The organism is Streptomyces sp. CB02009 (assembly GCF_001905825.1).
GTDB lineage: Bacteria > Actinomycetota > Actinomycetes > Streptomycetales > Streptomycetaceae > Streptomyces.
Window position 1 is genome coordinate 72,677 of record NZ_LIVV01000008.1, and the last position, 13,895, is coordinate 86,571.

Consider the following 13,895-nt stretch of genomic DNA (forward strand, 5'->3'; position numbering starts at 1 on the left):
CGGTCGGGAGACGTCGGGAGACACCCGCTCCTCCCTGGTGAGGGAGACTGCTGTCATGAGTGACTCCACCACCGCACCCGCCTCCCCCGTCGTCGTCGAGGCGTGGTTCGACCTCCAGTGCCCCGACTGCTTCCAGGCCCTCGACGACGTCCGCGCGCTCCGCGAGAAGTACGGCGACCGGCTCGACGTACAGCTGCGGCACTTCCCGCTCGCGAAGCACAAGCACGCGTACGCCGCCGCGCAGGCCGCCGAGGAGGCCTTCGAGCAGGGCAAGGGCTGGGCGTACGCGGAGGCGCTGCTCGCCAGGACGGCGGAGCTGGGCGAGCGGGGCGAGCCGGTGCTCATGGAGGTCGCCTCGGAACTCGGCCTGGACGCCGAGGAGTTCGACACGGCGCTGATCGACGGCCGGCACCTCCTGACCGTCGACGCGGACGAGGCCGAGGGCAAGGCGATCAAGGTCACCGGCACCCCGACCTATGTCGTCGACGGCGTGCGGCTGGACGGCGGCCAGAGCCAGGACGGTCTGCGCGGGCGCATCGAGGAGATCGCCGACCGCCTCCTGGCGGGCTGAGGGCCGCGGGCCCGGAGCTCCGGCCGCGGCCCGCCGCCCTCCCCTACCGCAGCGCCTTCGCGCTGTTGACGTAGGTCGTGCGGTAGCCCAGCGACTCGTAGAGCCGGATCGCCGGGGTGTTGCCCGCGAAGACGTGCAGTCCGAGCAGGGTCTCCCCGGCCTCCCGCGCGACCCGCTCGGCGAGCAGCATCAGCGCCCGCCCGTAGCCGTGGCCGCGGTGCGCCTCCTCGACCTCGATGTCGTACACGAAGGCGGCCCGGCGGCCCTCCTCGAGCTCGATCCGGCCGGTCCACAGGAACCCGGCGGGCCGTCCGTCCCGGACGACCACGTGGATCGCGACCCCCGGCGTGGCGAGGCCTTCGGGAAGGTACCGCGCGTGGCTGCTCTCGGCCTTGGCGCGGGCCTGCTCCTCGGGCACCCCGCGGTCGATCCAGCTCCGCGCGAAGCCCTCCTTGGCCCGCGCCTCCCACTCCGTGTACTCGGCCCCGGTCATCGGCCGCACCTCGACGCCCTCCGGCAGGGCCGGCGGCTCGGCGGGCAGCTCCTTGACCATGTTCCGGCTGCGCTCGGTGTAGCCGAGCGAGCGGGCCATCCGCAGCGCCGGTCCGGCGTCGGCGGGCACGGAGACCTGGACCTCGACGCAGCCCCAGCCCCGCAGCACCTCCTCGGAGGCCAGCGCCGCGACCGTGGCGCGGCCCCGCCCCCGGTCCGGCTCGTGGACCCCGAGGCGGCTGATCACGCCGGAGGCGGCGCCGAAGCCGGGGTCGGTGGAGAGGTGCACGGAACCGACGCGGCGGCTGTTCACACACACGTCGTAAGTACGGGAACGGCCGCCGTCGGGCGTCTGCTGAAGCGGCTCGGCCGGCCGCAGGGTGGTGGTCATCAGTCGTGTTCTACCCACCCGGAGGCCGTCCGTCATCAGGTTTTGCGCGAGGCGGCTACCCGAGGCGCGGATCCCGGTCCCGCGCGGCGTGCTCGTCGAAGATCCGCATGGCCTTGGCGGTGACCGGGCCGGGGGCCGGCGACAGCTCGCGTCCGTCGACGCGGTGCACGGCCTGGACGTCGCGGAGCGTCGAGGTCAGGAAGATCTCGTCGGCGCTCTCCAGGACGTCCAGCGGCAGATCGGCCTCCTGCGCACCGGTCCACGCGACGGTCAGGGCGCGGGTGATGCCCGCGAGGCAGCCGGAGGAGACGGGCGGGGTGAGGATCCGGCCGTCGACCACGACGAAGACGTTGGAGCCGGTGCCTTCGCAGAGCTGCCCCACCGTGTTGGCGAAGAGCGCCTCGGAGCCGCCCTGCTCGCGCGCCCGGGCGAGGGCGACCACGTTCTCGGCGTACGAGGTGGTCTTGAGCCCGGTGAGGGCGCCGCGCTCGTTGCGCGTCCAGGGCACGGTGATCACAGCGGTGGAGTCGGCGCGGCGGCCGGTCTCCCCCAGGCCGACGACCAGGCTGGTCCCCGCGTCGCCGCGCTCCGAGCCGAGCGGCGAGAGGCCGCCGGTGTACGTGATGCGGAGCCGGCCGAGTTCCATCGGGTTGGCGTCGAGGACGGCGGCGCAGGCGCGCCGGACCTCGTCGAGGTCCGGGTCGGGCAGGCCGAGGCCGCGGGCGGAGCGGGTGAGGCGCTCCAGGTGGAGGGTGAGGGCGAAGGTCTCGCCGCGTACCGCCTTGACCGTCTCGAAGATGCCGTCGCCGACGGTCAGTCCGTGGTCCAGTACGGAGACCAGGGCGGTCTCCGCGTCGTGCAGCCCGCCGTTGACCCAGATTTTCATCGAGAAGTGGCCTTTCCGCTCGCCTCAAGGGCGCCTGACTCGTAAGCGCCCGACGCTATCGCGACCAGCCGGGACGCCTTCAGCTCGGTCTCCTCCCACTCGCGCTCCGGGTCGGAGCCCCAGGTGATCCCGGCGCCGGTGCCGAAGCGGAGCACGCCTTCGGCGCGGTCGATCCAGAAGGTCCTTATCCCGACGGCCAGCTCCGCCGTGCCCGCGTCGGCGTCGACCCAGCCGACGCCTCCGCAGTACGGGCCGCGGGGGGCGGTCTCCAGGGACTCGATGATCCGCAGCGCGCTCGACTTGGGCGCGCCGGTCACGGAGCCGGGCGGGAAGGCGGCGTCGAGCAGCTCGGGCCAGCCGGCGTCCTCGCGCAGCAGGCCGGTGACCGTGGAGACGAGGTGGACGAGGCCGGGGTGCTCCTCGATCGCGCAGAGGGCGGGGACGGCGACGGATCCGGTCTCGCTGACGCGCCCCAGGTCGTTGCGGACGAGGTCGACGATCATCACGTTCTCCGCGTGGTCCTTGGGGAGGAGGTCGGCGGCGGTGCGGCCGGTCCCCTTGATGGGACCGGAGGAGATCAGCGCCCCCTCCCTGCGGAGGAAGAGCTCGGGAGAGGCGGTGGCGATCTCCACGCCGTGCGCGGGCAGCCGGATCGTCCCGGCGTAGGGGGCGGGGTTGCCCCGGGCGAGGAGAGCGGTGAGGGCGTCGACGTCGGCGGCGGCCGGATCCGGCAGCGGCGCGGTCAGCACCCGGCAGAGGTTCGCCTGGTAGACCTCGCCGCGCGCGATGTGCTCGCGCACGCGCCGGACGCCCGCGGTGTACGCGGTGCGGTCGAGGGAGGACGTCCAGTCACCGGCGGCGGGGCCGCGCCAGCCTCCGGGGACGGGCGCGGGGATGGGGTCGGGCCGCACGTCCCCGAAGCGGGCGCAGGTCAGACGGCCCTCGAAGTCCGCGCAGACGGCCCAGAAGCCGGCGGAGTCCAGGGCTTCGGGGTCGTGGGTGACGTCCCGGAGGTCGGTCGCGAGGAGGCCGCCGAAGCGGGCCAGCGGAGCAAGGTCGTACACGCATCGAGTCTAGGTCCGCCGGAGGAGGGACACCGGGGCACGGGCGCCGGGGCTCCGCGCCACCTCCCGGGCACGGCGAGTGAACGGCACGGGAACCCTCCGGGACGCACCGCCGGGCACCGGGATCGGCGCGCAGGTCAGCACGCTGCGGAAACGCGTTTTTGTGCTGGCCCAGGAATCCGCTAGAGTTCAACACGTCGCCGGGACGCGCAAGCGAAACGGAAACGACAAGCGGACGTGGCTCAGTTGGTAGAGCATCACCTTGCCAAGGTGAGGGTCGCGAGTTCGAATCTCGTCGTCCGCTCGATGTGGGGGATCTTCCCGAACCCCTGTATTCACTCCTGGTGGAGTGGCCGAGAGGCGAGGCAACGGCCTGCAAAGCCGTCTACACGGGTTCAAATCCCGTCTCCACCTCCAAGCGCGATTAGCTCAGCGGGAGAGCGCTTCCCTGACACGGAAGAGGTCACTGGTTCAATCCCAGTATCGCGCACGCAGAACAACCGAAGATCCGGTCCTCACCGACCGTCCCGCGCGATTAGCTCAGCGGGAGAGCGCTTCCCTGACACGGAAGAGGTCACTGGTTCAATCCCAGTATCGCGCACGCAGTACGCAGTACCTTCGGGTACGCCGTGTGCACCACCCGCGCGATTAGCTCAGCGGGAGAGCGCTTCCCTGACACGGAAGAGGTCACTGGTTCAATCCCAGTATCGCGCACCACCGAAGAGCCCCCGGCCGCATCTCGCGGTCGGGGGCTTCTTCATGCGCGAGAGGCTCCGCGTGCACCGGGAGGCCCGGTGCACCGCTCCGTCAGGAGGAGAAGAGCATCCGGCCGAAACCGCGCTGGCGGTAGTGACCGCCGCCGTGGTGGCCGCCGTGGTGCGGGGCACCCCAGGCGGGGGCGGCGGGCTGCGCGGCCGGGTAGGCCTGCGGAGCCGGCGGGGCGGGCGGGGCCTGCTGGACCCACTGGGACTCCAGGCGGGTCAGGGCCTCCAGCTCGCCGTAGTCCAGGAATATCCCGCGGCAGCCGCTGCACTGCTCGATCTGGACGCCGTTGCGGTTGTACGTGTGCATGGCCGCATGGCACTTGGGACACTGCATGGTCGGCTCAACTCCCTGACTTCGCCGTACGAATGGTGGCTTCACCTTACGTGGACGCCGTCGGGGCCGAGTCGGTTCGATGCCCGGCGATACGGGCGCAGGTGTCGATCATCACGTCCTCGACCTCGTCGAGCGGCCGGCCCTCGGCCGTGGACTTGGCGACGGCGAGCGCCGCCGTCTGGACCGTCAGGGCACGGGCGGGCACATCCAGTTGGGCCCAGGGGTCCGCGCCCACGGCCGGGCCGCCGGCCTCCTGGTACGCCCCGAGGAAGCGGGACCAGATCTCCGGCGGCAGGATGCCGGCCGCGAACCAGGCCGCGGGGCGGGCCAGATCCCACGCGGGGTCGCCGAGGCCGGCGTCGTCCGGGTCGATGAGCCGCCAGGGCGCGGAGGGCGGGGTCGGCACGCCCTCGGACTTCGCGGGCTCGGCGGGCTCGGCGGACTCCTCGTCGCGGACCAGTTGGCCCAGGTGGAAGTCGCCGTGGCAGAGGAGCCGGGGGCCGTCCGTCGCGGCGCCGTCGGGGACCGAGCTCCAGGCGGCCAGGACGGTCGCGGCGGCCGGGTGGTCCGGTGCCGTCCGGCGCATCCGGTCCACGGCGAGCGCCGCCTTGGCGGGAGCCCTCATCCCGGGAAGCCGGATCGCCGCCCCGTCGGGAGGCGGGGTGCGGTGGAGCCGGGCGAGGAGCCTCGCGGCCTCCTCCCAGGGAGCGGCGTCGGGGTCCGCCGGGTCGACGGGCGAGCCGTACGGCCACAGGCTGACCGGGCGGCCGTCGAGCTCCCCCGGCGGGGAGACCGTGAGCGGCGGGAGGAAGACCTCGCGGACGTCCGGGTGGGCCGCGAGCGCGATCCGCGCCCGGTGCGCCTCGGGGTCGATGCCGGGGGCGTGCGCCTTGGCGACCAGCCGCCCGTGCCGTACGACCGTCCCGTCGTCCCGGTCCGCCAGCACCCCGACGAGACCGCCCGCGCAGCGGCAGGGCGTGCCGGGACGGTGGGCGGCGGCGTGCGCGTACGCCGCGAGGGCGTCGAGGAGGGGCCGGTCGGGGAGGTCCACGGAGGCGAGCGTACGGGGCGGGTACGGGTCGGGAACGCGCGAGGGCCGGTCAGCTCCCCAGCTGACCGGCCCCACGCTGCCGTCCGCCGCACCCCCGTCCCCACGGGGTTGATGGCCGGATGTCCCGACCCGGGCCGCTCTCCCGGGTCCGGGGCGCTGCTCAGCGCCCCAGCATCACGCCCACGGACGACGCCTGTGTGACCACTGCCTCCCAGCCGCCGAAGACGACCACCAGCAGGGCCGCGAGAGGGAGGACCATGGCGGTGGCCACCAGCGGGTGCCGCCGGCTCGAAGGCTGGGTGCTCGTCCGCGATGCCGTGAGGGCCATGGTTCCTCTCCTGTCGTGTCTGGCGCGGCGGGTGCGTGACCTCGGGGGACGAGTGCTGCACCCGCCGCTTGACCTCAACATTAGGGAGCCGGGGGCGGCGGGACGTCATGCCCGCGTACCGACTTGCGGGCCTCCCGGAGGATGACGACCGGTCGTGCGGCGTACTCCCCTGGGTGGAGACGGGGGTGCGGAAGCCGGGGTCTTCCCTGAGGGGTTCCGGTCGGGGCTCCGGCCGGGCACCCGGGGCGTGACTTCGCTCACTTCCCCGGCCGTCGCGCGAACGCCCTGGTCGGGGGGTGTGGGAGCCGCCTTCCGGGGCATGCCGAGCCCACCTGGGGAGGAGCGTCAACTGGGTTGGCGGGGACGGGGGTTGGGTCGGTCACCGGAGGCGTGTATTCCTCCCGCCCACCCCTCAGCACTGACAATCGATCCCGGCGCGAGGGCGCGGCCTATGAGCGCCTGCGGGCGCCACTACGTAAGCTGTGCCACGTCGAACGGACGAGGGGACGGACATGGCGATGATGCGGCTCCGGCGCGAGGATCCGCGGATCGTCGGGTCGTTCCGGCTCCACCGCAGGCTGGGGGCCGGCGGGATGGGCGTCGTGTACCTGGGTTCCGACCGGCGCGGCCAGCGGGTGGCGCTCAAGGTGATCCGGCCCGATCTCGCCGAGGACCAGGAGTTCCGGTCCCGGTTCGCCCGTGAGGTCTCGGCCGCCCGGCGGATCCGCGGCGGCTGCACGGCCCGGCTGGTCGCCGCCGACCTGGAGGCCGAGCGCCCCTGGTTCGCCACCCAGTACGTGCCCGGCCCCTCGCTGCACGACCGGGTCGCCGAGGAGGGCTCGCTGCGCGCCGCCGACGTGGCCTCGATCGGGGCCGCGCTCTCGGAGGGGCTCGTCGCCGTCCACGAGGCCGGGGTCGTGCACCGGGACCTCAAGCCCTCGAACATCCTGCTCTCCCCCAAGGGCCCCCGGATCATCGACTTCGGCATCGCCTGGGCCACCGGGGCCAGCACCCTGACCCACGTCGGCACCGCCGTCGGCTCCCCCGGCTTCCTCGCGCCCGAACAGGTGCGCGGCGCGGCCGTCACCCCCGCCACCGACGTGTTCTCGCTCGGTGCCACGCTGGCGTACGCGGCGATGGCCGACTCTCCCTTCGGGCACGGCAGTTCCGAGGTCATGCTCTACCGGGTCGTGCACGAGGAGCCGCAGCTGCACGGGGTGCCGGACGCGCTGGCACCGCTCATCCGGGCCTGTCTCGCGAAGGACCCCGAGGACCGTCCCAGCACCCTCCAGCTGTCGATGCGGCTCAAGGAGATCGCAGCGCGCGAGGCGCAGGGGCTGCCGGTCTCCCGGCCGCCCGTGCAGCGGGAACGCACCGAGGAACGCAACACCCTGCGGCCGACCGAGCGCTACACCGACCGGGACGTGCCCGGTCGGGGGCCGGAGCGCGGTGCGGAGCGGGGCACCGACCGGGGTACCGAGCGAGGCGTCGACCGGGGTACGGAGCGCGGCGCCGATCGCGGCACCGAGCGTGGTGGGGAGCGCGGCGGGCGTGGACCCGGTCCGTCGTCCCGGCCCTCCGCCGGGCCCCGGACCGGTGGCCGCCCCGCGACCCGGCCGGGTGCGCGGTCGACGTCCACCGGCCGCCGGCCCGCCAACCCGCGGCTGCTGCGTCAGCGGCTCTTCGTCTTCGTGGTCGTGACGCTCGTGGTGGCCCTGGGCATCGCCGCCGCCCAGGCTCTCCAGGGGTAGATCCCTGGGTCTGGGCCTGGGCGTGGAATGGGCCTGGGCGTGGAATGGGCCTGGGCGTGGACCTGGGCGTGGACTGGACCTGGGCGTGGACCTGGGCGTGGACTGGACCTGGGCGTGGACTGGGCCTGGGCGTGCGCCTGGTGGAGCGTCGGCCTTGGTTCGGGCCTGGCAGAGGTTCTGACCTGTCTCAGGACTCCGGGCGGCCCGTCGCCACCGCGTAGAACGCCACCGCCGCCGCCGCGCCCACGTTCAGCGAGTCGACCCCGTGGGCCATCGGGATGCGAACCCACTCGTCCGCCGCCCGCAGCGCCTGCGTGGACAGACCGTCGCCCTCCGCGCCCAGCATGAGGGCCACCCGCTCCATCCGGTGCGGGGCGGCCTCGTCGATGGACATCGCCTTCTCGGCCGGCGTCAGCGCCAGGAGCTTGAAGCCCGCCTCCCGTACCGTCTCCAGGCCCCGCGGCCAGGTGTCGAGCCGCGCGTACGGCACGGAGAACACCGCCCCCATCGAGACCTTCACCGAGCGCCGGTACAGCGGATCCGCGCAGTCCGGCGACAGCAGCACCGCGTCCATGCCCAGCGCCGCGGCGCTGCGGAAGATCGCGCCGATGTTGGTGTGGTCGTTCACCGACTCCATCACCACCACCCGGCGGGCGCCGGTGAGCAGTTCGGCGGCGTCCGGGAGCGGCTTGCGCTGCATCGAGGCGAGCGCGCCCCGGTGCACGTGGTAGCCCGTGACGCGTTCCGCGAGGTCCGGCTGGATCGCGTACACCGGCGCGGGGACCTCGTCGATGACGTCCCGCATCACGTCGACCCACTTGGCGGAGAGCAGCATCGACCGCATCTCGTAGCCCGCCTGACGGGCCCTGCGGATGACCTTCTCGCCCTCCGCGATGAACAGGCCCTCGGCGGGTTCCCTTCTGCGGCGGAGTTCGACATCGGTCAGACCGGTGTAGTCGCGCAGGCGCGGGTCGTCGGGGTCGTCGATCGTGATGAGTTCGGCCACGAGGTGATACTGCCTTGTCCGGGGTGTGGTGCCAATGTGTGTGCCGCTGTGCGTCGCCCGTCCGCGACCGGTGCTAGGAGACCAGGCGGTCCGGGCCCTCCGTCACGACCTCGCCGATCACGATGACCGCCGGCGGGCGGACCTCCTGCGTCCGCACCGTCTCCGCCACCGTCGCCAGCGTCGCGTCCACCCGGCGCTGGGCCGCCGTCGTGCCCTCCTGGACCAGGGCCAACGGGGTCTCCGGGGCCTTGCCGTGCGCGATCAGGGCCTCCGCGATCTTTCCGATCTTGTCCACGCCCATCAGGATCACCAGCGTGCCCGTGAGCTTCGCCAGCGACGCCCAGTCCACGAGGGAGCGCGGGTCCTCCGGGGCCACATGGCCGCTGACCACGGTGAACTCGTGCGCCACGCCCCGGTGCGTCACCGGGATGCCCGCCGCGCCCGGCACCGAGATGGAGCTGGAGATGCCCGGCACCACCGTGCAGGCGATGCCCTCGGCGGCCAGCGCCTGCGCCTCCTCCATGCCCCGGCCGAAGACGAACGGGTCGCCGCCCTTCAGCCGGACGACGGACCTGCCCGCCTTAGCGTGCTCGATCAGCGCGTTGTTGATGGCCTCTTGCGCCATGAACCGGCCGTACGGGATCTTCGCCGCGTCGATCACCTCGACGTGCGGGGGCAGTTCGTCCAGCAGGTCGCGGGGGCCCAGGCGGTCCGCGATCACCACGTCCGCCTCCGTCAGCAGACGGCGGCCCCGGACCGTGATCAGGTCCGGGTCGCCCGGGCCGCCGCCGACCAAGGCCACGAACGGGGTGCGCGCGCGGTGCTGCGGGGCCGCGATCGAACCGTCCCGGAGGCCCTCGACGATCGCGTCGCGGACGGCCGCCGAGCGGCGCGGGTCGTGGCCGGTGAGCACCGCGACGGTCACGCCCTCGCTGCGGCCCGTCGCCGGGGTCCAGGCGGTGGCCGCCTCGGCGTCGTCGGAGCGCACGCACCAGGTCCGGGACCGCTCGGCCTCCGCGGAGGCGGCGGCGTTCGTGGCGGCGTCGGTGGTCGCGACCAGGACGTACCAGGCGTCGGCGAGGTCGCCCTCCTCGTACCTGCGCTTGATCCAGGTGATCTCGCCCGTCTCCGCCATCACGTCCACGGACGGGGTCGCGGAGGGGGAGATCAGGGTGATCTCGGCGCCCGCGGCGATCAGGGCGGGGAGGCGTCGCTGGGCGACCTGACCGCCGCCCAGGACGACCACGCGGCGGCCGGCCAGGCGCAGGCCCACCGGGTAGGCGGGGTGCGTCGTCGGCTGGGCGGTGTGATCGGCGTGCTCGGCGTGCTCGGCCATGGGTGAGCGGCTCCTCGGAGGGCGGGTGCTGGCCGCTGCTGCGATGAAGCGGCTGGTGGGCGGCGGCGGGGCGCCTGCGACCAGGATATCTGTGGCGGGGGCACGTCACGCTGTGACGGATCTCCCCGCCGTGGAGGGTGACGTGGGGGCCGCTCCGGAACAGGGTTCGGGACTGCATGATTTACGGCGCCCCGGGCCCTGAGAACGCTAAGCCTGTTTTCGCGCCACAAATCACGCTTTACGTCCCGAACCCTGTTCCTGCGCGGCCCCCACTCCCGTACGTGGGTGGGGGCCGCGCCGGTGGTGCTACTTCTCGGTGACGCCCGCCGAGTCGAACGTGGCCACCTCGTGCATCGCGCGGGCCGCGCTCTGCACCAGCGGGAGGGCGAGCAGCGCGCCCGTGCCCTCGCCGAGGCGGAGGTCCAGGTCGACCAGGGGGCGCAGGCCCAGCTTGTTGAGCGCGGCCACGTGGCCCGGCTCGGCGCTGCGGTGTCCGGCGATGCAGGCCGCGAGCGACTCCGGTGCGATCGCGCGGGCCACCAGGGCCGCCGCGCCGGTGGACACGCCGTCGAGGATCACCGGGGTACGCAGGGAGGCCGCGCCCAGGATCAGGCCGACGAGGGCCGCGTGCTCCAGGCCGCCGACCGCCGACAGGACGCCGATCGGGTCCGCCGGGTCCGGCTTGTGCAGGTCGAGGGCGCGTCGGACGACGTCCACCTTGCGGGCGTGCGTCTCGTCGTTGATGCCCGTGCCCCGGCCGGTGACCTCCGTCGGGTCGACGCCCGTGTAGACCGAGATCAGGGCGGCGGACGCGGTGGTGTTCGCGATGCCCATCTCGCCCGTGAGCAGCGCCTTGTTGCCGGCCGCGACGAGGTCGCGGGCCGTTTCGATGCCCACCTCGATCGCCGCCAGCACCTCGTCGCGGGTCATCGCGGGACCCGTGGTGAAGTCGGCGGTGCCGGGGCGGACCTTGCGCGGCAGGAGGCCGGGGGTGGCCGGGAGTTCGGACGCCACGCCCACGTCGATGACGCAGACCTCGGCGCCCACCTGGTTGGCGAAGGCGTTGCAGACCGCTCCCCCGCCGAGGAAGTTGGCCACCATCTGGCCGGTGACCTCCTGCGGCCAGGGCGTCACGCCCTGGGCGTGGACGCCGTGGTCGCCCGCGAAGATCGCGACGGCGGCCGGCTCCGGGATCGGCGGCGGGCAGACCCGGGAGAGTCCCGAGAGCTGTGCCGCGATGATCTCCAGCATGCCGAGCGCGCCGGCCGGCTTGGTCATCCGCTTCTGGCGCTCCCAGGCCTCGCCGAGCGCCTTCGCGTCCAGCGGGCGGATGTTGGCGATGGTCTCCTGGAGGAGGTCGTGCGGCTCCTCGCCGGGCAGGGCGCGGCGGCCGTACGTCTCCTCGTGGACGACCCAGGCCAGCGGGCGGCGCTTGGACCAGCCCGCCTGCATCAGCTCGGGCTCCTCGGGGAACTCGTCGACGTAACCCACGCAGAGGTACGCGACCACTTCGAGGTGCTCGGGGAGGCCCAGGGTGCGGACCATCTCGCGCTCGTCGAAGAAGCTGACCCAGCCGACGCCGAGGCCCTCGGCCCGGGCGGCGAGCCAGAGGTTCTCGACGGCGAGCGCCGAGGAGTACGGGGCCATCTGCGGCTGGGTGTAGCGGCCGAGGGTGTGGCGGCCGCCGCGGGTCGGGTCGGCCGTCACGACGATGTTGACCGGGGTGTCGAGGATGGCCTCGATCTTCAGTTCCTTGAACTGCTTCGCCCGGGCCTTCGGCAGCGACTTGGCGTAGGCCTCGCGCTGCCGCTGGGCCAGCTCGTGCATCGTCTGCCGGGTCTCGGCGGAGCGGATGACGACGAAGTCCCAGGGCTGCGAGTGGCCGACGCTGGGCGCCGTGTGGGCCGCCTCCAGGACGCGGAGCAGCACCTCGTGCGGGATCGGGTCGGAGCGAAAGCCGTTGCGGATGTCGCGGCGCTCGCGCATCACACGGAGGACGGCCTCGCGCTCGGCGTCGTCGTAGCCGGGGGCGGGGGCCGACTCGGCCTCCTCCGCCGCGACGGGGGCCGTCTCCGGCTGCTCCTCGGGGGCGGCCTCTGCGGGCACGTCGGCGTCTGCGGGCAGCTCGGCCTCCGCGGGCAGCTCGGCCTCCGCGGGCAGTTCGGGGGCGACGGTCTGCTCGGCGGCGACCGGCTCGACGGGGGCCTCCTCTGCGGCGACCTGCTCCTCGGCCTCCACCGGCTCCTCGGCCTGCGGGGCCGCCTCGGCTTCGGGCGCCGTCCCGGTCCCGGCCTCCGGGGCCTGCTCGGGCAGGGCCTCGGGGGCCTCGGGGGTCTCAGGGGCCTCGTCCGGGACGAAGGGGATCTCCTCGGCGACCGCCTCGACGGGGGCCTCCTCGGGGAGCTGCTCCTCCGCGGGCTGCTCCTCCGCCACGGCGACCGGCTCGGCCGGGGCCTCGGCGACGGCTTCCGCGACCGGCTCCGGGTGCTCCTCGGGCTGCGGCTCGGGCTCCGGGGCCTGCTCGGCCTCGGGGGCGGCCGTTTCGGGCTCCTCCACCGGTGCCGGCTGGGGGGCTTCCGCGGTCGGCTCGCCCTCGCGCGGGGCGGGGACGACGGCGTGGACCTCGGGCGCCTCCGCCGGGGCCTCCGGTGCGGTCTCCTCGACGGCCACCGGGGCCTCGGCCTCCGCCGGCTCCTCCTGCGCGGGGGTCGGCTCCGGGGCCGGGGCGAGGTGGGGGGTCGTCGGGACGTTGCCGTCGACCTGGACGAACTGCCCGCTCTGCGGGACGACCGTTTCTGCGGGGAGCTCCGGGGCCTGCGGGGCCTCGGGCGCCTGCGGCTGCGCGGCCCACGGCTCGGCGCCCTGCGGCGCGAGCTGCTGGTCCTGCGCGATCTCGAAGTACTCGGGGCCGCTGGTCGGCGGTCCCGGGTTCCGTACGGGCACGGGCGCGGGGGCGGTGGCCACGAGCGGCTCGGGCGTGGGAACCGGAACGGGCTGCGGGGCCGGTGCGGGCGCGGCGGCGGGGCCGCGGTCGGCCAGCGAGCGCACGACGCCGCCGGCCTCGGGCACGGGCGGGCCCATGTGCAGCGGGCGGCGGGCCGCCTGCGGGGCCGGGGCCGGCGGGGGCACCCGGACTCCGCTCAGGTCGACGGAGCCGGAGTCGCGGCCGGCGGCCTCGTGCGCGCCGGTGTCGAGGATGCCGGGCTCGTAGCCGTGCTGGGGCGCCTGCTCCTGCGGGGCCGCGGGGACGCCGTGCGCCGGGGTACCGGTCGGCTGGTCCAGCGGGATGCCGTGGGCGGGCGTGCCCGTCGGCTGGTCCACCGGAATGCCGTGCGCGGGGGTGCCGCCGAACTGGTCCACCGGGACGCCGTGCGCCGGGGTGCCGAGCGGCTGGTCCGTGGGGACGCCGTGCGCGGGGGTGCCGGTCGGCTGGTCCAGGGGGAGGCCCTGCGGCGGGGTCTGGTGCTGCGGGGCCGTGAGGACGTCGGCGAGGGCGACGGAGTCCAGCGGGGCCGTGAGCGGGTCCGGCAGCGGGTCGGTGAGCGGGTCGCCGACCACGGCCGGCGCCTCGGCGGCCGGCGGGTGCACGCCCTGGTGCGGGACCACGGGAGCCTGCGGCGGCACGGCGACGAGGGGCGCGGGCGCGACGCCCGGCGGGTGCTCGCTCCAGGCGCCCTGGGCGCCCGGCATCAGCAGCAGGTCGTCGTCCTCGGTGGTGTGCCCGGAGGGGTCCAGGAAGGTGTACGCGCCCGGTGCGGGGATGCCCGGCTGCTCGACCATGCCTGCGTTCTCCGGCAGTCCCTCGCCCGGGACCTGGCCGGTGTCCGTCATGCGTACCCCTCGCCCATCGCTTGTGTTCTTTCAGACCTGCGCCCGTCGACAAGAACGAGCGCGCGCGCCGCGCGGCACGAAGGACACGCG

The 13,895-nt window shown here is 74.4% G+C and carries 11 protein-coding genes and 5 tRNA genes; 7 read left to right on the forward strand and 9 right to left on the reverse strand.

The features are described 5' to 3' along the window. Positions 1-55 precede the first annotated feature (55 nt). On the forward strand, positions 56-571 hold the full coding sequence (locus tag AMK27_RS29350) for a DsbA family protein (RefSeq protein ID WP_073914786.1): 516 nt from the start codon (positions 56-58) through the stop codon (positions 569-571). Positions 572-614: 43 nt separating this feature from the next. Here the strand turns inward: AMK27_RS29350 and AMK27_RS29355 are convergent, their stop codons facing one another. From AMK27_RS29355 to AMK27_RS29365, 3 genes are read right to left on the reverse strand one after another with little or no spacing between them, the layout of a single operon-like run. Further along, entirely contained in the window at positions 615-1,454 is an 840-nt protein-coding gene (locus tag AMK27_RS29355; protein WP_073914790.1) for a GNAT family N-acetyltransferase, read from the reverse strand. Between the two features lie 55 nt (positions 1,455-1,509). Next, positions 1,510-2,340, reverse strand: a complete 831-nt coding sequence (locus tag AMK27_RS29360) for an aminotransferase class IV (RefSeq protein WP_073914795.1) — start codon at positions 2,338-2,340, stop codon at positions 1,510-1,512. Further along, the gene (locus tag AMK27_RS29365) at positions 2,337-3,404 is read right to left on the reverse strand and encodes a chorismate-binding protein (RefSeq protein WP_073914799.1); all 1,068 of its coding nucleotides are present in this window, start codon (positions 3,402-3,404) and stop codon (positions 2,337-2,339) included. The genes AMK27_RS29360 and AMK27_RS29365 overlap by 4 nt, the downstream gene beginning before the upstream one ends. A 231-nt stretch (positions 3,405-3,635) precedes the next feature. Here AMK27_RS29365 and AMK27_RS29370 point away from each other — a divergent pair. From AMK27_RS29370 to AMK27_RS29390, 5 genes are all read left to right on the forward strand, one after another. Beyond that, a tRNA-Gly gene (locus AMK27_RS29370) sits at positions 3,636-3,708 on the forward strand. A 39-nt stretch (positions 3,709-3,747) separates the two neighbouring features. Next, positions 3,748-3,821, forward strand: a tRNA-Cys gene (locus AMK27_RS29375). A gap of 1 nt (position 3,822) precedes the next feature. Continuing rightward, positions 3,823-3,894: transfer RNA gene (locus AMK27_RS29380), tRNA-Val, on the forward strand. A 39-nt stretch (positions 3,895-3,933) separates the two neighbouring features. Then, positions 3,934-4,005 (forward strand) — tRNA-Val (locus AMK27_RS29385). A gap of 41 nt (positions 4,006-4,046) precedes the next feature. Then, a tRNA-Val gene (locus AMK27_RS29390) sits at positions 4,047-4,121 on the forward strand. A 90-nt stretch (positions 4,122-4,211) separates the two neighbouring features. Here the strand turns inward: AMK27_RS29390 and AMK27_RS29395 are convergent. The 3 genes from AMK27_RS29395 to AMK27_RS43095 form a co-directional block, all read right to left on the reverse strand. Next, positions 4,212-4,502 (reverse strand): TFIIB-type zinc ribbon-containing protein, encoded by a 291-nt coding sequence (locus AMK27_RS29395; RefSeq protein WP_015032353.1) that lies wholly within the window; start codon positions 4,500-4,502, stop codon positions 4,212-4,214. Between the two features lie 46 nt (positions 4,503-4,548). Beyond that, complete coding sequence (locus AMK27_RS29400) at positions 4,549-5,553, reverse strand: phosphotransferase family protein (RefSeq protein WP_073915444.1); 1,005 nt, start codon at positions 5,551-5,553, stop codon at positions 4,549-4,551. A 160-nt stretch (positions 5,554-5,713) separates the two neighbouring features. Continuing rightward, the gene (locus AMK27_RS43095) at positions 5,714-5,881 is read right to left on the reverse strand and encodes a hypothetical protein (RefSeq protein WP_198955955.1); all 168 of its coding nucleotides are present in this window, start codon (positions 5,879-5,881) and stop codon (positions 5,714-5,716) included. A 512-nt stretch (positions 5,882-6,393) separates the two neighbouring features. Here AMK27_RS43095 and AMK27_RS29405 point away from each other — a divergent pair. Continuing rightward, positions 6,394-7,632, forward strand: coding sequence for a serine/threonine-protein kinase (locus AMK27_RS29405; protein WP_073914803.1), 1,239 nt, complete (start codon positions 6,394-6,396; stop codon positions 7,630-7,632). A 187-nt stretch (positions 7,633-7,819) separates the two neighbouring features. Here AMK27_RS29405 and AMK27_RS29410 read toward each other — a convergent pair whose 3' ends face one another. From AMK27_RS29410 to cobT, 3 genes are all read right to left on the reverse strand, one after another. Further along, positions 7,820-8,638, reverse strand: a complete 819-nt coding sequence (locus AMK27_RS29410; RefSeq protein WP_073914807.1) for a TrmH family RNA methyltransferase — start codon at positions 8,636-8,638, stop codon at positions 7,820-7,822. Between the two features lie 73 nt (positions 8,639-8,711). After that, entirely contained in the window at positions 8,712-9,974 is a 1,263-nt protein-coding gene (gene cobA / locus AMK27_RS29415; RefSeq protein ID WP_073914811.1) for a uroporphyrinogen-III C-methyltransferase, read from the reverse strand. A gap of 306 nt (positions 9,975-10,280) precedes the next feature. Beyond that, on the reverse strand, positions 10,281-13,805 hold the full coding sequence (cobT, locus tag AMK27_RS29420; RefSeq protein ID WP_073914814.1) for a nicotinate-nucleotide--dimethylbenzimidazole phosphoribosyltransferase: 3,525 nt from the start codon (positions 13,803-13,805) through the stop codon (positions 10,281-10,283). Between the last annotated feature and the right edge of the window lie 90 nt (positions 13,806-13,895).